16 protein-coding genes are annotated in these 15,878 nt (G+C 51.6%); 1 reads left to right on the top strand and 15 read right to left on the bottom strand.

Features of this window, described 5'->3' with window-relative positions:
- Nucleotides 1-41: 41 nt before the first annotated feature.
- The 9 genes from K0778_RS11115 to K0778_RS11075 form a co-directional block, all read right to left on the bottom strand.
- Nucleotides 42-938, bottom strand: a complete 897-nt coding sequence (locus K0778_RS11115; protein ID WP_000470717.1) for a LysR substrate-binding domain-containing protein — start codon at nucleotides 936-938, stop codon at nucleotides 42-44.
- 77 nt (nucleotides 939-1,015) lie between these two features.
- Nucleotides 1,016-2,239: a cytosine permease gene (locus K0778_RS11110; protein ID WP_001227362.1), complete on the bottom strand. Its 1,224-nt coding sequence runs from the start codon at nucleotides 2,237-2,239 to the stop codon at nucleotides 1,016-1,018.
- 25 nt (nucleotides 2,240-2,264) lie between these two features.
- Entirely contained in the window at nucleotides 2,265-2,654 is a 390-nt protein-coding gene (locus tag K0778_RS11105; RefSeq protein WP_000214035.1) for a glutamyl-tRNA amidotransferase, read from the bottom strand.
- A 16-nt stretch (nucleotides 2,655-2,670) separates the two neighbouring features.
- A complete protein-coding gene (gene arcC / locus K0778_RS11100) occupies nucleotides 2,671-3,627 on the bottom strand; it encodes a carbamate kinase (protein WP_000240546.1) in 957 nt (318 codons plus the stop codon).
- Nucleotides 3,620-5,044: a DUF1116 domain-containing protein gene (locus K0778_RS11095; protein WP_001093942.1), complete on the bottom strand. Its 1,425-nt coding sequence runs from the start codon at nucleotides 5,042-5,044 to the stop codon at nucleotides 3,620-3,622. The genes arcC and K0778_RS11095 overlap by 8 nt, the downstream gene beginning before the upstream one ends.
- Nucleotides 5,041-6,600: an acyl-CoA synthetase FdrA gene (gene fdrA / locus K0778_RS11090; RefSeq protein WP_000865639.1), complete on the bottom strand. Its 1,560-nt coding sequence runs from the start codon at nucleotides 6,598-6,600 to the stop codon at nucleotides 5,041-5,043. The genes K0778_RS11095 and fdrA overlap by 4 nt, the downstream gene beginning before the upstream one ends.
- A gap of 94 nt (nucleotides 6,601-6,694) precedes the next feature.
- Nucleotides 6,695-7,555 (bottom strand): DUF2877 domain-containing protein, encoded by an 861-nt coding sequence (locus K0778_RS11085; RefSeq protein ID WP_001301301.1) that lies wholly within the window; start codon nucleotides 7,553-7,555, stop codon nucleotides 6,695-6,697.
- A 5-nt stretch (nucleotides 7,556-7,560) separates the two neighbouring features.
- A complete protein-coding gene (locus K0778_RS11080; RefSeq protein ID WP_000194414.1) occupies nucleotides 7,561-8,229 on the bottom strand; it encodes a cysteine hydrolase family protein in 669 nt (222 codons plus the stop codon).
- A 256-nt stretch (nucleotides 8,230-8,485) separates the two neighbouring features.
- Nucleotides 8,486-9,295 (bottom strand): dienelactone hydrolase family protein, encoded by an 810-nt coding sequence (locus K0778_RS11075; RefSeq protein ID WP_001298606.1) that lies wholly within the window; start codon nucleotides 9,293-9,295, stop codon nucleotides 8,486-8,488.
- Between the two features lie 261 nt (nucleotides 9,296-9,556).
- On the opposite strand from K0778_RS11075, the gene udp reads away from it, so the two are divergent.
- Nucleotides 9,557-10,321, top strand: a complete 765-nt coding sequence (gene udp, locus K0778_RS11070; protein ID WP_000045178.1) for a uridine phosphorylase — start codon at nucleotides 9,557-9,559, stop codon at nucleotides 10,319-10,321.
- A gap of 33 nt (nucleotides 10,322-10,354) precedes the next feature.
- Here udp and K0778_RS11065 read toward each other — a convergent pair whose 3' ends face one another.
- Genes K0778_RS11065 through K0778_RS11040 form a run of 6 tightly spaced genes read right to left on the bottom strand, consistent with a single transcriptional unit; the run spans nucleotide 10,355 to nucleotide 15,794 of the window.
- Nucleotides 10,355-11,845 (bottom strand): tripartite tricarboxylate transporter permease, encoded by a 1,491-nt coding sequence (locus K0778_RS11065; RefSeq protein WP_000463026.1) that lies wholly within the window; start codon nucleotides 11,843-11,845, stop codon nucleotides 10,355-10,357.
- Nucleotides 11,846-11,857: 12 nt separating this feature from the next.
- Nucleotides 11,858-12,364: a tripartite tricarboxylate transporter TctB family protein gene (locus K0778_RS11060; RefSeq protein WP_001093393.1), complete on the bottom strand. Its 507-nt coding sequence runs from the start codon at nucleotides 12,362-12,364 to the stop codon at nucleotides 11,858-11,860.
- A 16-nt stretch (nucleotides 12,365-12,380) separates the two neighbouring features.
- Nucleotides 12,381-13,355 (bottom strand): tripartite tricarboxylate transporter substrate binding protein, encoded by a 975-nt coding sequence (locus K0778_RS11055; RefSeq protein WP_063084688.1) that lies wholly within the window; start codon nucleotides 13,353-13,355, stop codon nucleotides 12,381-12,383.
- A 24-nt stretch (nucleotides 13,356-13,379) separates the two neighbouring features.
- Nucleotides 13,380-14,009 carry a 2-dehydro-3-deoxy-6-phosphogalactonate aldolase gene (locus K0778_RS11050; RefSeq protein ID WP_001116469.1) on the bottom strand — a complete coding sequence of 210 codons (630 nt, stop codon included), beginning with the start codon at nucleotides 14,007-14,009 and terminating at the stop codon, nucleotides 13,380-13,382.
- Entirely contained in the window at nucleotides 13,999-15,003 is a 1,005-nt protein-coding gene (locus K0778_RS11045) for a 2-dehydro-3-deoxygalactonokinase (protein ID WP_001117528.1), read from the bottom strand. The genes K0778_RS11050 and K0778_RS11045 overlap by 11 nt, the downstream gene beginning before the upstream one ends.
- 23 nt (nucleotides 15,004-15,026) lie before the next feature.
- Nucleotides 15,027-15,794, bottom strand: coding sequence for an IclR family transcriptional regulator (locus tag K0778_RS11040; protein ID WP_000852398.1), 768 nt, complete (start codon nucleotides 15,792-15,794; stop codon nucleotides 15,027-15,029).
- Nucleotides 15,795-15,878 lie beyond the last annotated feature (84 nt).

Here is a 15,878-nt window from a genome sequence, read left to right as displayed (position 1 = left end):
GGAAGCCATTTTGCTATGTATGCCAGGTATGATGTGGATCTTCAGGAACAGAAAATTAATTGCGGATTTCTTAAATATTCTATGCACCACTGACAGGCTTTGCCCATACCATCGGAACGAGCGGCAAGAAATAACTTGGTGGCGTGTTTATGTTCGCGCATTGGCTTTTTAAGCAATTTACCGCTGTTCAATAACGGCAATGCCAGATGATGTGGAATATAACCAATACCGACGTTTTGTTCTATTAAGGCGATTGCCGTAGCGAAGTCAGGAACAAAAATGGGTTTTTGTCCTTCCAACAACCAGGCTTGCATCGGGGGGAAGTTAACGGAGGTATCGCGGATACAAACCGCTGGATAATGACGCAATTCACTGTTTTCTAATGGATGCCGCTTCGCTGCCAGTGGGTGGAGTGGGCTGACGACAAAATCCCATTCCATTTGTCCGACCGGTTCGCTAATGATGCCTTCACTGCTTGGCACTGCATGAGGAGCACCGTAGACCAGATCGGCACGCTTACTGTACAGTGCATCCCAGCAGCCGTTGTATACCTCAAGATCTACCGTCAGTGTTGTTGATGTGAATTGCCGTTCAAAATCTCGAATAAATGCCACCAGCAAATCACCAGGAATAATATTGTTTACCGCAATTGTCAGTTCACGCTCAATACCATCGTGAATCAGCACTGTGTTGCGCTTTAATGCTTCCAGGTCGCCAAGAATAGTTTTGCTATGTTCGATGAAGTAACTTCCCGCTGGCGATAATTCAATATAGCGTCCCTTACGAATGAACAGTTCAACGCCCAGGCTCTCTTCCGCTTTCTTGATGGTGTAACTGATGGCGGAAGGGACTTTATTTAACTGCTCGGCTGCGGTGGTAATGCTCTGGTGTCTGGCGACCAGATGAATAACACGAAGCGTTTCGTCTGAGATGAACATAAGGCTCCCTGGTCAGTGGTAAAGTGGCTGAATCTCTCCAGATTCAGCCGTAATCATTGCCTGAGTATACCCAGGAATTAGCGGTGTTGACTTGCCCGACTGAGAATCGCATACGCGATACATGCCACCAGAATCGAGTCTACCGAAGGGATCGTCGTCAGGGTGAATAAGCCTTTTACGGTCATAAAGCCAACCGCTGCGCCTATGATCCATGCTGCGAATGTCAGCACTTTAATCTGTGACTCCTGGGCTAACACTGACTCTTGATAGCCATTACGGCGATAAAGGAAAAAGTCAGCGATATAAATTCCGGCAACGGGTGGCGTGGCGATACCCAGGAACAGCAGAAACGGAATAAACCACGCCATAATATCCATACTGCCTACGATGGCGGAAAGGATACCCAGCGCCACGGTAATCTGCCATTTGGGAAAGCGGGTAAGCAGTGTGGAAACCACCAGCGTGCCCTGGAACATATTGCCCGCGTTACCGGTGACGCAGGCGAAAATCAACAACAGCGCCGCAGGCAGAACCGCACCGAATACCGCCATCGCACCCAGTAAAGATCCCTGACCACTAATGGCGCTCGGCGTTGCACCCGCCCAGTAGAGCAGAGGGTAGGCAACCAGAAACGTCACGCCTGCGGCAATCAGCGCATGTTTGCGGTTATGCACAAAACTACCGAAATCAGGCAGTGTGGCAACCAGCACAATAATGGTGCCAACAACGGTGGAAACGGCGACACCTGTATTCATCTCCACAATCGCCGCTGGTACTGCCACTTCGGTATGGGTTGCCACATAGAGGATGTAACACAGCACCAGCGCGATAACCGGCACGGCAACCTGGGCAATTTTTCCCAGAACGGTAAAGCCAAATGCCGTAGAGGCGACAAAAATGACACAGCCAGCCGCCACTAACAGTGCCAGTGGAACTTCCAGTCCATGTTGAGCCAGTAAGTCATGTACCGAATGACCAAACATATTGGCGGTAACGGCAATCCAGCCGAACAGACTTATCGCCATCAAAATGTTAATGGCGATGGCCCCTTTTTCGCCAAACGAATATTTCACAATGCCATACGTTGGCAGGCGGGCTTTTTCTCCCACGCTAATGGTGATGGCTGAAAGTAAGGTCAGAATGACGCCGCCTAACAATACGACGCTAATTAAACTGCTGCTGGAAAGTTGATTGCCGAGGCTTGAAGATGACAACAGCACAGGTGTGACGGCAATACCCAGCAAAATCATGGCAATACGCAATCCTGATGCCGTATTCAGATTCTCTTCTTTTTTACGCATAGTATGTTCCCTTTATAAATGCGCGTTACACAGTATGAAAATGCCCGGTGTATTTGCGCCAGCTACCCAGTTCTGTAATTTCCCGTTGGCCTTCGGTCAGCCAGTTTTCTGCCAGTACGCCCAGCACTTCGCTACCATCGGCAAGTTTGATTTTGCCAATTGCCAGCCCAGCGGGTTCGCTCATTAACAGAGCGGCAAAACTGGCCAGCGGTAATTGCCAAATTTCTACGTCGACGTGTGTTCCTCCTTCATTCACGCGAATCATTCCCGGATGGCGATCATTAATACTCCACAACCGGTAATGGGCGTCAGTTCGGTCTTCACGGACAAAAATACCGCCCGCTTTTTGCATATTTGGGTTGAGTTCCAGGCCGCGCATCAGCGTTCCGTTAACGGCTAAAAGCGTTGTAGTCATTGTGTTCTCCAGAGAATTAAAGGGTTATCCATGTACCGCTCTGATGCGCCAGGGCTGCTTTTATGGTTTGCGGTGAAGTAATCAGGCCGCTGGCCTGTTTGCCTTGTTGCTGGCTGGCATTGATGAAATCAACAATGGCTTCCACTTTGGGTTGCATACTGCCGACACCAAACTGACCTTCCCGCAACAGCGTTTGCGCTTCGGCAACGCTGATAGCGTCGAGCCACTGTTGTTGTGGTGTACCAAAGTTAATCGCTACTTTTTCTACACCGGTGGGGATCACCAGCAGATCTGCGCCTAACTGACTGGCGAGCAGCGCGGAGGCCAGATCTTTATCGATCACGGCTTCCACACCTTTCAGTTGTTGCCCGTCTCGCACCACCGGAATACCGCCGCCGCCGCAGGCAATAACCAGATATCCCTGGCGCACCAGGTGAGCGATGGTGTCGTGCTCAATAATTTCCAGTGGTGCAGGAGAGGGAACTGTACGCCGCCAACCACGCCCGGCGTCCTCCATCAGCGTCCAGCCGAGTTGTTGTTGGCGTTGTTGGGCTGTTGCTTCATCGAGAAACGCGCCAATTGGTTTACTGGGGCTGGCGAAAGCATCGTCATGTGGGCTGACTCGCGTTTGTGTCACCAGGGCAATTACCGGTTTGTTTATGCCACGGCGAGCCAATTCGTTATGCAGCGCTTTCTGGAACATGTAGCCAATTGCACCTTGTGTATCACCCACGGCGTAATCAAGTGGAACCGGAGAAACTTCGTTACTGGCGAGTTCAGAGCGGCGCAGAATAAAGCCCACCTGCGGGCCATTACCGTGGGTTAGTACCAGGTCCCATCCGGCTTCAACCATATCAACGATATGTTGCACGCTTTCCATCACTGCAACATATTGATCGGGAATACTATTGCGTTGCTCGTCCTGAATGAGCGCATTGCCGCCAACCGCGACGACAGCCAGTGGCTTAACCATGATGGTTCTCCTTTGCGACGATCTCCGCCAGTGCACGTACAGCGGCGACAAAACAGGCCATCGGCGCAGTGGTGATCCCGGCACCAATTTGCCCGACCCCCGCTTGTTTGTGGGCGATACCCGTATTGATGACCGGTAAAATGCCGCGATCGGTCACTTTACGCGCATCAATCCCTGCTGCGGTGGGGGCAAAATTGAGGGCAGGAAGTGTAAATGCGGGGTTACCACCGAGGGTGATTGCTTGCATCCTACGGCTGTTATTGGTGGCATCGGCAGGGGTGCCTCCCACAAATTTGACGATCGCTGGAGATGACGCCATCGCGAAGCCACCCACACCTGCGGTTTCAGTAATTGCGCTATCACCCAGGTCAGCAGCGGCATCGTCGACGCCAAATCCGGGGAAGAACAGACCTTCAACGGCATTGGCAGGAGCCTGGAACCAGCGATCGCCAGTACCGGAAAGCCGAATACCAAAATTCACCCCGTTACGCGCCATCACCGTAACCATTGAACTGAACGGTACATTGGCGGCGGCATCCATCATTGCTTTACAGGCGGCCATCGAAAGATTGAGGAAGAAGTGATCGTTACCGGTGATAAATGCCACGACGCGCTGGATATGTTCCTGTGGAAGAGAGCAGGCCAGCAATGCCGGGAGCAGGCGCTTAATCAGCAAACCGGTAGCGGCAGCATTGCGGTTATGAACTTCATCCCCCATATGCAGCGCCTGCGCCATTAATGGCTTGAGTTCCAGCTCGCCGTGTTGTGCGATTGCTGCTTTCATTGCCGGCGCCAGTTCATCGCGCATCCAGGCCAGACGATTGAGAACTTCATCGTTATTGGCGCCAAAACGGAGAACCTTACCCAGACCTTCATTGAAATTGCTAAAAGTACGATGGCCGTTGGTTTTGTTTTCTACCACCCATAACGGCATCGACGGGCTGATGATGCCTGCCATTGGGCCAACCGCGTGATAATGATGACAAGGGGCAAGGTCGATTTCGCCTGCGTTTATTTGGTTTTCAGCGTCTTGCTGGCTGGTGGCCCAACCTTCGTACAGCATGGCACCAATAATCGCCCCTTTTACCGGACCACACATCTCTTCCCAGGCAATCGGCGGGCCAGAGTGCAAAATACGTTTTTGTTCAGCCATTGCTGGAATGGCCTCTTTAGCGAGCATGACATCCATCAGCACGGGCTGTGCTTCGAGATAACGTGTCATGGCGATTTGGTTGGCATTTTCTACCAGGGGATGACGTAGCAACGATGCCAGATCCAATCCAGCGTCAATATCGCCTTGTGCTGGTGGCTGCCAATTGAGTGCAATTGCGCTTCCCCCGGCGTGTTGAATATTGTCAGCAAAACTGTGTAGTCCCGCGTTCACGACCTTCAAAGGCTGATTAAATAAGGTATTCATGCGTTTAGCCCCTTTTTCTGCAACTGAGTCTGCGCAACGGCGCTGGCCCATAGCGCCGCCTGTGCATTGCTGCTGGCAATGATGATGCCCGCATTTTGTAGTGCGCTTATCTGCTGACTGCGTATTTGCGGATCAGCTTCCGTTCCGCAAACGTGCGCAATCAGCAACGGTGCGTTATTCATGTCGATGTGTGAAAGTTGGTCCAGTAATTCGCTGGCAGGCGTAGTGGAAGCGCCATAACCAAGTACCAGGTCGAATAACACGACGGCAGTGTGTGAGTCGTTGAGTTCGTTGAGCAGACGTTGATTGCGCAGAGTCGGGTCGATCATTGGATGCGGTTTGCCACGGGTGAAATCATCGTCGCCCATATCGATCAACGTGTGATCTTCGCTTTGCCAGATATTTGCCAGAGCACGATTACCCGCAACTGGCGTATTGGAGGCTGCGCTGAATCCCTTTTGTTGGCAGATAAGTTGCGCTTCGTAGCAGAAGGTTCCTCCGGCGAAAACACCGCGTATCGCCTGGCGATGGGCTGGCAGGCGCTGGCAGGCGTTTTGTAACATTGTGAGATCGTCGCAGGAAATTTCGGTCTCGATAGTCGGAAGTGGTTGATCATTCAGTAACGCCACGGCGATATTTGCGGCGCTGGCAAGTGTGGTGGCCGCGGTGATATTGGGACGTGCCAGATCATGCGGATTCGCACCGAGGAAATTCACCACCACGGGTTTTCCACAAGCCTCGGCACGCTCCAGAATAGTCCGGGCAACGATCGGTGAAGGCGGTTTTGAAATCAGCACAATTACGCGAGTTTCATCGTCTTGCGCCAGCGCATCTAAAGCGAAGAGCATCGATATTCCACCAATCTCTTCACTGAGATCATGTCCGCCTGTTCCCAACGCCTGAGAAATACCCGCTCCGAGCTGGTCGATTCGGCAAGTCACTTCCTGTAGCCCGGTGCCTGACGCGCCAATAACACCAATTGCTCCGCGTTTCACCACATTAGCGAAGCCTAACGGAATGCCGTTAACAATGGCGGTTCCACAGTCAGGTCCCATTACGATGCGCTGACGTTCTCGGGCAAGCGTTTTGATGGATTTTTCCTGCACGATACTGACGTTATCGCTGAACATCATCACGTTCATTCCGAGGTTTAACGCTTTAATTGCTTCGGCGGCGGCGTAGTCTCCCGGTACAGAAATGAGTGCCAGGTTGGCTTCGGGTTCGGCTTCCAGTGCCATTTCCAGGCTGACCTTTTCCGGTGATTTAATGCCACTATCCGTTTCATCATCGGGTTTGCTGGTCAGACGTTGCTGGGCCAGTACCAGTGCTTCATTGCAAATATCTTCTTCACCCATGACTGCAATCACTAAATCATTGGGACTGGCGTTGATTTCGTTACCCAGACCCGCATCGCGCAATTGTTCGAGATTATTGGGCGTTCCCATGACGACCGAGGCCTGTTGAATACCGGGCAACTTGCTGATTTGCGCGGAAATCTGCATCAGAGAAACTGAGTCCTGATAAAGATTACTGAAAACTTTATATTTAACTTTCATGCTGTTACGCCTGTTTCATTCCGCCCGATAGCAAAATTCGGGCAAAGCATCCCCGTGTAGCCCCATAAACGGGCTACGGGAGAAAAGGTTGAAATCAATTCATGGTGTTCAGGGTTCGAAAGCCATGCAGCATTCCTGCAAGGCAATCTACTCCTGACGTTGCGCCAAATTGCATGACCTGTTCTGCACAGGATGCGATTGTCATTGCCGATGCGCTCCCAACCAGTTGTGCGAGTAACTGGCAAATCGGTTCTGAAAAATGTCCCTGAAGCGCACGCTCCAGATAATGACGACTGATATCCGTGGTGTTGTGCGCATGTTGATCAATTGCCTGCTGCAACCGGTATTGATGATCGGCAAGTGGTGCAGGGAGTTGCCATAACCAGAGCGCTGCCAGATAGCCCAACAAATAGTCATCTCCATCGGGCGTTAAGCCTTTACCAAAGCCGATCAGTTGTGGCACCTGGCGTTCCAGCGCATCTGGATGCTCCATAACCGCTAATCCCTGGTGCGTGAGACTATCCGGCAGGTGCAATGTGCTTTGAACGTTATGTTCCAGACAAAATAAAAGCCGTTGCGATGCCATCGTTGGGTAGTGCTGGAAAACCAAAGGGAATGCCTCAAGTGTCAGCATTCCCCCCACAAATGGCGACTGCCAGAGCGTTGCGTTATCGAGCGCCACACAAAATCGAGGTGTCCGCAGTAAGCCTGGGGTTAACTGAATGGGATCTGAATGGGCAATCTCTCTTCGCCAGTCCCAACATTCAGGTAGCCAGACTCTGGCAGCATCAGGGAGATTCAGATACGTTTGCGCACACAACAGAGTGATGAATGTTCCCGCGTCTGAATACAGATTTACCGCATGTTTAAAAGCGCTATGCAGACGTAAATCTTGCGTTTCATTCTGCGGGAAAAGATATCCCAACGACGATGCGCAAAGCGTAACCTGTACCATCGGCGTTAGCCTTCCAGACCTGCAATAATGGCTTTGGAATCAGTAACCCAACCGAAAATGGCACCTTGTGCTTTGATCATCTCGAGGGCGTATTTCTGGAATTCCGGGAAATAGGAGCCGACACAATCTTCCGGGATAATGCATTCATAGCCACGATCATTTGCTTCGCGCACGGTGGTGGTTACGCAAACTTCGGTTGTAACACCACAAACTATCAGCGTCTTGATACCGTGGTTTTGCAAAATCAGATGTAAGTCGGTTTGATAAAACGCGCCTTTGCCAGGCTTATCAATCACCGGTTCGCCTGCCACCGGGTACAGTTCAGGAATGATGTCATGACCTGCTTCACCTCTGACCAGAATGCGTCCCATCGGTCCTGGTTCACCAATAAAGGTTTTTCCGCCGCGCGTCAGTTTGGCTGGCGGGCAGTCGCTTAAGTCTGCACGATGGCCTTCACGAGTATGAATAACCATAATTCCTTTTTGACGTGCGGCTGCCAGCACCTCTGTACATGGTGCGATAGCCGTGCGTACCAGTGAAACATCATTGCCCAGTGCCTCACCGAAGCCCCCTGCTTCGACAAAGTCACGCTGCATGTCGATCATGACCAGTGCAGTTGTGCGCGGATCAAAAGGTAATTCAAAGGGTTGAGCCTGAAAAATGGATTGCGTCATGGTAAATCTCCTGTCTGATGTTTAAACGATCCAGTTGTTCTGAGAACGAGTATTCAGGAGAAAAGCGGCACAAAACAGGAAAAAAGTTTGCCGCACAGCAACGAAATTTTTGCATTCAGCAGGTGGTGTGATGACGAATGTGAAGGGAGTCAAAGAGTGGCATACAGCAACAAATTTTTTGATGCTGTATGGTTTTGAGATTAAAAAAATCGTTGAAATTGTGTGAGCTTAATCATCAGATTTAGCGACTATGGCGTTACTTTTTAACACCATACTGTGTAAACCATTCCAACATTCGCTGCCAGCCGTCTTTCGCAGACTCGGCATGATAGCTCGGGCGATAATCGGCGTTGAATGCATGCCCGGCATCCGGGTAGACGATAATCTCTGCTTTCGCGTTTGCTGCCCGCAGCGCCTGGCGCATCGTTTCCACGCTCTCTTGCGGAATGCTGTTATCCTGGCCGCCATATAAGCCGAGAACCGGCGCGTTAAGATCGGTTGCGATATCAACAGGTTGTTTCGGTGAATTCAGCGACTTATCGCCTGTCAGCTTGCCGTACCACGCCACTGCGGCTTTTAGCTGTGGATTATGCGCGGCATACAGCCAGGTGATACGTCCACCCCAGCAGAATCCGGTGATCATTAAACGATGAACATCGCCGCCGTTGCGTGACGCCCAACTGGCGACATGATCGAGATCGGCCAGCACCTGCGAGTCAGGCACTTTTGCTACCAGACCGCTAAGCAGCGTAGGGATATCGGCAAAATCATTCGGATCGCCTTCGCGGAAGTAAAGTTCAGGTGCGATAGCCAGATACCCCTCCAGCGCCAGACGGCGACAAATATCGCGGATATGTTCATGCACGCCAAAAATTTCCTGCACTACAATGACCACTGGCAGTGGGCCATCGCTTTGCTTTGGTCTGGCATGGTAAGCAGGCATGTTATCCCCTTGTGAAGGGATAGAGGTGAAGCCCGCCACAATCGCGTCGTCCGGAGTCTGAACGATGGTCGAAGCGAGAGGCGATGCAGCAGGTGCAAATCCAGATTGTTGTGTTGTTGCCATGGTATTCTCCGTACCCTTATAAAAATGTTGCGCAATGTTAACTATAGTCAGCATGCAACAAATCACATTGCCTGAATCGGCTCATCTTTTATGCAGTCCTGCAGAATGAAGAGTGATTTATGTGATTTGCATCACTTTTGGCGGGTAAATTTATGCAACGCATTTTCGTCATGGTGATGAGTATCACGAAAAAATGTTAAACCCTTCGGTAAAGTGTCTTTTTGCTTCTTCTGACTAAACCGATTCACAGAGGAGTTGTATATGTCCAAGTCTGATGTTTTTCATCTCGGCCTCACTAAAAACGATTTACAAGGGGCTACGCTTGCCATCGTCCCTGGCGACCCGGATCGTGTGGAAAAGATCGCCGCGCTGATGGATAAGCCGGTTAAGCTGGCATCTCACCGCGAATTCACCACCTGGCGTGCAGAGCTGGATGGTAAACCTGTTATCGTCTGCTCTACCGGTATCGGCGGCCCGTCTACCTCTATTGCTGTTGAAGAGCTGGCACAGCTGGGCATTCGCACCTTCCTGCGTATCGGCACAACGGGCGCTATTCAGCCGCATATTAATGTGGGTGATGTCCTGGTTACCACGGCGTCTGTTCGTCTGGATGGTGCGAGCCTGCACTTCGCACCGCTGGAATTCCCGGCTGTCGCTGATTTCGAATGTACGACTGCGCTGGTTGAAGCTGCGAAATCCATTGGCGCGACGACTCACGTTGGCGTGACAGCTTCTTCTGATACCTTCTACCCTGGTCAGGAACGTTACGATACTTACTCTGGTCGCGTAGTCCGTCACTTTAAAGGTTCTATGGAAGAGTGGCAGGCGATGGGCGTAATGAACTATGAAATGGAATCTGCAACCCTGCTGACCATGTGTGCAAGTCAGGGCCTGCGTGCCGGTATGGTAGCGGGGGTTATCGTTAACCGCACCCAGCAAGAGATCCCGAATGCTGAGACGATGAAACAAACCGAAAGCCATGCGGTGAAAATCGTGGTGGAAGCGGCGCGTCGTCTGCTGAAATAAAAAACGCTCCCCAACTTCGGGGAGCGATATCAGTTATTGACGCCGTAAACGCATTATTTTGCGGATTATTGGCGTCAGTAGCGTAAAGGCTGCCAGAGTCAGCAATGCCAGAGTGATCGGTCGGGTATACAGAAAGTCGAGTGACCCACCAGAAAGCGACAGCGCACGGCGAAAATTACTTTCCGCCATTGGCCCCATAATCAATGCCAGCACTACGGGTGATGCCGGATATCCTCCTTTCTGCATGAAATAGCCCACCACGCCTGCAATCAGCATAATGCCAACATCAAAAAGGCTATTGTTCAACGCATAAGTCCCGACCACACAAAGTGCGAGGATCATCGGTGTGAGAATATTGCCGGGAATTTTCACCACATTACCGATGACTTTCAAAGAGAGCAGTCCAAGAACTAGTAGCATGAAGTAACAGAAGATCATGCCGACAAACAGTGTATAAACCATATCGCCGTGGTCGGTAAACATCAGCGGGCCTGGTTGCATTCCCTGTAACGTTAACGCGCCCAGCATGATGGCGGTTACCGCATCGCCAGGGATCCCCAGCGTCAGCATAGGTAACAATGCGCCACCGGTGCAGCCATTCGCGCCTGCCTCACAGGAGGCCACAGCTTTAATTTCACCCTTACCAAAGTTTTCTGGTGTCTTACTGAAACGACGAGTTTCGTTATAGGCAACAAAAGCTGCAATATCCGCCCCCGCACCGGGGATCATGCCGATAAAAACCCCTAATCCTGATGAGCGCAAAATGGTTAATGCAATGCGGCGTAGTGTTTGCCAGGGCAGTAACAGACTGCCGATAGCCACCTTCGCCCCCTGACGAATTTGCTGGTTTTGCTCCATAGAGCGGAATGCTTCTGAAGCAGCAAATAAACCAATCATCACCGGGATAAATGGCACATTCATCAGCTCCACAAATCCACCTGTAAACCGTGGAAAACCGCCCATTGGATCAAGGCCTATCGTTGCGATCAGCAATCCGCCAACCCCGGCAATCAGCCCTTTAATCAGCGACTCACCGGAAATACTGGCAATAATGCTCAGTCCGAAGGTTGCCAGGGCGAAGGACTCCGAGGCACTAAATTTCAGCGCCCAACTGGCAAGTACCGGAGAGAGAAACATCAGCACGATAATGCTGAGCGTTCCGCCACTAAAGGAAGAGAACGTGGCGGCACTCAATGCCAGCCCTGCTTTTCCCTGTTTCGTCAGCTCATAACCATCAATAGCGGTGGCTGCGGCGGCAGGCGTTCCGGGAATTTTGAGCAAAATTGCGGTGATAGAACCACCGTAGACGCCACCAAAAAAGACGCCGCAAATCATCAACAAGCCAGAAACAGGCTCCATGCCGTAGGTGAAAGGCAGCAAAATCGCCACACCCATGGTCGCTGTCAGACCAGGCAAAGCGCCAATCACAATACCCAGCATCACCCCAAAAGTGGCAAACAGCAGCGCCTGAGGATTATTGAGTAATGTCGAAAAACCCTGAGTTAAAAGTTCACTTTCAAACATTGCTGGCCCCTGTTATTCGAAAAATGTGCCGACAGGCAATGGCACCTGTAACGCTTCGACAAACAGCAACCAGAGGATTGCCGTTAACAGCAGCGCAATACCCGGTGTGAGTACCCATCGCCTGTAGCCCATCAACGTCATAATGACGATGAGGAAAACAGGAGTAGTAATGAGATAACCGCAGTAGCTCATCGCCACAATATAAAATGCGGTTGCCGCAATTCCTGTTGCCGTTTTCCTGAATGCCGGTTTTTCCTGTGCGTTGGCGCAAGAGGCTGGTTTTGCCTGCAAAAGATCGCGTATCACCAGCAAGACAGCGAGCACAATCAGGGCACAGGCATAGAAGGTAGGGAAGGCACTTGCACCGGGATCCGTTTCAATGGCAGTTGCTGGAAAATCAGCGGCATTAATCATCACCGCGCCAGCAACCACACAAAGTAACAGCGCCACCACCATCGTTGATGAAAGGCGCTTGCGGTGCGGTACGGCGAGTTGAGCAACAGACTGTTTTGTGTTCATCAACCGTACCTCAGGTTTATTTTTTCAGGCCCAGGCGAGTCAGCAACTCGTCAAAGTACTTTTCCTGTTCGCTGATTTGGGTCTGGAAGCTGGCAGCGTCAAGCCATGCATAGTTGAGATTCAACTTTTGCAGTGCATCCTGGAATGCAGGCTCTTCAGCCGTCTCTTTTGCTGCCTTTGCCAGAACATCCACCACATCCTGCGGCGTTTTTTGCGACACAATCAGGCCGCGCCAGGTGCCGATGGAGAGATCAACGCCTTTCTCTTTTAACGTCGGGACGTCAGGCATGGTTTCCATTCGCTCATCCGCCATCACTACCAGTGTCTTCAGCTTGCCGCCTTTCACATGATTGATAACTTCACCTGGGCTTACGGAAACCGCTTCAATATGCCCGCCTAACAGGCCTGTAATGGCAGGGGCTGCGCCGTCATACGGGACATGAGAAAACTTCGCACCCGTTTTGTCTTCCAGTGCAGCTGCCGCCAGATGCCAGATAGCTCCGGTGCCTGAGTTACCAATGCGTACTTTTCCGGGATTCGCTTTGGCGTAAGTCATAAATTCTTCATAGCTATTCCACGGCGCATCAGAACGGACGGTGATAGCAGCCGGATCCGCGTTTAGACGGGCAATGGGTTTAAAATCGCTGGTTTTAAAACGCACCATTCCGAGGCTGGGAAGGGTGGTCAGTTCAACCGTGCCTAAACCAATTTTGTAACCGCCAGGGCGGGCAGCGGCGATTTCACTCAGGCCGATAGCACCGCCTCCGCCAGGTTTATTGATAACCCCGATGCTGACGGGTAAATGGTTTTTGGCGGCATCAGCAAAGGCACGGGCAACCAGATCCGTACCGCCTCCGGCAGCGTAGGGAACGACTAACTCGATCTGTTTGGTTGGGTAGGAGGCTGCCTGTACAGGCGCAATGCTGAGGGCAGCGCCTGCAAGAAGTACCATTGCAGCCATTTTTTTCGGTAAGGTAAGATGTTTTGTCATTGCTTTTATATCCTTATTTATCAGTTAGTTGCTATTTAAATTGTTCCATGCGTTCATAAACAGTACTGCATTTTCATAGACTTGCTCTGGCGTCATGCCGGGGTGATATAGCGCAGAACCGAGGCCAAAGCCGTTTGCGCCGTGGCTCAGATAACGCGCCATGGTTTCCGGTGTGATACCGCCAACCGGTAACATCGGAACGGATTGTGGAATAACCGCACACCAGGCTTTGGTAACTTCTGGCGTAATTTGTTCAGCCGGGAACAGCTTGATGGCATTAGCACCATGTTCAATGGCAGCAAAGGCTTCGGTGGGCGTGGCGACGCCAGGCGCACAATACATACCCAGCGCACGGGCGCGACGGATCACCGCAGTATCGCAATGCGGCATCACGATAATCTGGCCCCCAGCCTCTTTAACCGCAACCACCTGCTCTACCGAAAGCACAGTTCCGGCTCCGACCAGGCAGTCCTTAGGCAGGGCGTCGCGCAGTAAACTGATACTTTGCAACGCCTCCGGCGAGTTCATAGGAATCTCAATCAGGCGGAATCCGGCGGCGTACAGTTTTTCACCGATGGCGACAATCTCATCCGGTTTCACACCGCGTAAAATGGCGACTAAACCGGTTTTTTGCAAAAGCGTATTAAATGGCATGGGTACATTCCCTGGCGTTGGTGGACAGTAACCCGGCAGCGTGGGCGATTCGCCATAATCCCTGTTCAGTGGCATTGGGAATGGCGTGTATCTGTCTGTCGGGAAAAACGTGGTTGAATGCTTGTGAATAGCGGCTGTTCAGATTTGCGCTACCGATTAAGGCGATCGGTGTTGTGGCGGGTAAATCACGTAGCAAACTGGATGCCAGACCACATAATTCATGGCCTATCAGTAATCCGGAAAGGTAATCCCCCTGCGAGGACGACGTAAGATTACTGGTCAGCAGGCGCGAACGGGTCGAAAACAGCGTCGATAATAATCCGGTCTGATGATGCTCTTGTGCTGCTGTCAGCCCGTGGGTGAAGGCATCCCAGTGCGGTTCATCTCCAGGATGCATGGTGGCACCGAGAATCGAATGGCGGGATAAAACATCAAATAACTCGCCCGTCATAAAGGTTCGGAAATCGGTAATGGTGTTGTTTTCAACTACTGCCCATTTCGCATGTGTGCCGGGTAAGCCTATCAGCACTGGCATACCCTGATGGATCGCGTTTTGCAGGGCCGGTTCCATCGAGATAGCACCGAAGATTTGTGTCTCTTCGCCACGCATCACTTCGGGCATTTCACCTTCTTTAATCACGCCAGGAATGATGTGCAGCATTGTCTGCTGCTGGTGGATAACAGGCGTCAACTGCTTCGCCAGACCCTCGAGAGTGACCGGGCAAGGTAAATAAGCTGCTGGTTGCCACCCTTGCGCACTGCCGAGCATGCCGCAAGCCAGTACCGGGCATGGGGTTTGTGCCAGCCAGTCGCCGCAGACACGTAAAAACGTATCGTGGAAAGCGTCCTCACGTGTTGCTGCCTGGGAGGGTAATTTCATGATCCCCCAGGGGAATTCACGTTTTTCTTGTGGATTTGGTGATTCGCCAAAACGCCATGCCCGAAGCGATGACGTTCCCCAGTCCAGGGCAATAAATGAGGGTGCTCCCGGCATTAGTCGTTTCCTTTAATCATGGTTTATTTATCTTTGCGGACGTGCTTACCCCAGCCCAGTTCAGCGGATATCTCTTCTGCACAGGATTTGACGTAAGGTGCCAGTTCTTCCAGACGCGCCAGCGACATATACGTGGTGGTACTGGCGACAGAAATAGCCGCCACAATTTCATCCCGGGCGTTGTAAACCGGCGCTGCAACGCAACGGATAGTCGGCTCGTTCTCTTCCAGATCAAAAGCAAAACCACTGGCGGCATAACGACGCATGTTCTGAATAAATGCGCCCAGTTTTGTTTCATCACCACAGGTCTTAAACAGCGTGCGCCACTCTTCTTCTGTTCGGTTGAGGATCAATGCCTTGCCGATGCCGGTGATTGCCAGTGGCATGCGATGGCCTGGGCGTGAGCGCATTTCCAGCCCGCGCTGACTGTTGATCTTCTCCAGATACAGCACTTCGTCGCCTTCAACGATCCCCAGATGCACGGTGTCCAGGGTGTAACGGGCAAGGCGTTGCAAAACGGGCTGGGCAATTTCGTACAGCGAGGTGCTTTCCAGTGCTCTGGCACCGAATTCGATCAGTTTGGCACCCAGTTGGTAGCCCTGCGTTGGGACATGGCGCAGGTAGCGTTGTTCCACCAGAACGGTGACTAAACGATGGGTTGTGCTCCGGGTCGTGCCGGTGAACTCGCCGATACTTTTTAGGTCATGGCAGCCGTTATAAACAGCATTAAGAACCGCCAGTCCACGTAATAACGTTTGTGCGCCTGCGGTGGTTGAAGAGGTTTCTGCCATACGTTTCTCCTGATGATATTGCTGAAGTGTTCCACATAATGACGTGGGGAAAAGGTGATATATCCCACAATATAAACTCCATCT

It is taken from the genome of Escherichia sp. XD33 (assembly GCF_019375075.1).
Classification (GTDB): domain Bacteria; phylum Pseudomonadota; class Gammaproteobacteria; order Enterobacterales; family Enterobacteriaceae; genus Enterobacter; species Enterobacter flexneri_A.
Note: the sequence above shows the minus strand (reverse complement) of the source record. Positions and strands in the feature narration are given on the sequence as shown.

What these genes read in the sequence shown, in the direction of transcription:
- K0778_RS11085 (WP_001301301.1), bottom strand. Translation starts at nt 7,555, where the DNA reads ATGGTACAGGTTACGCTTTGCGCATCGTCGTTGGGATATCTTTTCCCG.
- K0778_RS11040 (WP_000852398.1), bottom strand. Translation starts at nt 15,794, where the DNA reads ATGGCAGAAACCTCTTCAACCACCGCAGGCGCACAAACGTTATTACGT.
- K0778_RS11050 (WP_001116469.1), bottom strand. Translation starts at nt 14,009, where the DNA reads ATGCCATTTAATACGCTTTTGCAAAAAACCGGTTTAGTCGCCATTTTA.
- K0778_RS11105 (WP_000214035.1), bottom strand. Translation starts at nt 2,654, where the DNA reads ATGACTACAACGCTTTTAGCCGTTAACGGAACGCTGATGCGCGGCCTG.
- arcC (WP_000240546.1), bottom strand. Translation starts at nt 3,627, where the DNA reads ATGGTTAAGCCACTGGCTGTCGTCGCGGTTGGCGGCAATGCGCTCATT.
- K0778_RS11115 (WP_000470717.1), bottom strand. Translation starts at nt 938, where the DNA reads ATGTTCATCTCAGACGAAACGCTTCGTGTTATTCATCTGGTCGCCAGA.
- K0778_RS11095 (WP_001093942.1), bottom strand. Translation starts at nt 5,044, where the DNA reads ATGAATACCTTATTTAATCAGCCTTTGAAGGTCGTGAACGCGGGACTA.
- K0778_RS11065 (WP_000463026.1), bottom strand. Translation starts at nt 11,845, where the DNA reads ATGTTTGAAAGTGAACTTTTAACTCAGGGTTTTTCGACATTACTCAAT.
- K0778_RS11055 (WP_063084688.1), bottom strand. Translation starts at nt 13,355, where the DNA reads ATGACAAAACATCTTACCTTACCGAAAAAAATGGCTGCAATGGTACTT.
- fdrA (WP_000865639.1), bottom strand. Translation starts at nt 6,600, where the DNA reads ATGAAAGTTAAATATAAAGTTTTCAGTAATCTTTATCAGGACTCAGTT.
- K0778_RS11045 (WP_001117528.1), bottom strand. Translation starts at nt 15,003, where the DNA reads ATGCCGGGAGCACCCTCATTTATTGCCCTGGACTGGGGAACGTCATCG.
- udp (WP_000045178.1), top strand. Translation starts at nt 9,557, where the DNA reads ATGTCCAAGTCTGATGTTTTTCATCTCGGCCTCACTAAAAACGATTTA.
- K0778_RS11060 (WP_001093393.1), bottom strand. Translation starts at nt 12,364, where the DNA reads ATGAACACAAAACAGTCTGTTGCTCAACTCGCCGTACCGCACCGCAAG.
- K0778_RS11075 (WP_001298606.1), bottom strand. Translation starts at nt 9,295, where the DNA reads ATGGCAACAACACAACAATCTGGATTTGCACCTGCTGCATCGCCTCTC.
- K0778_RS11110 (WP_001227362.1), bottom strand. Translation starts at nt 2,239, where the DNA reads ATGCGTAAAAAAGAAGAGAATCTGAATACGGCATCAGGATTGCGTATT.
- K0778_RS11080 (WP_000194414.1), bottom strand. Translation starts at nt 8,229, where the DNA reads ATGACGCAATCCATTTTTCAGGCTCAACCCTTTGAATTACCTTTTGAT.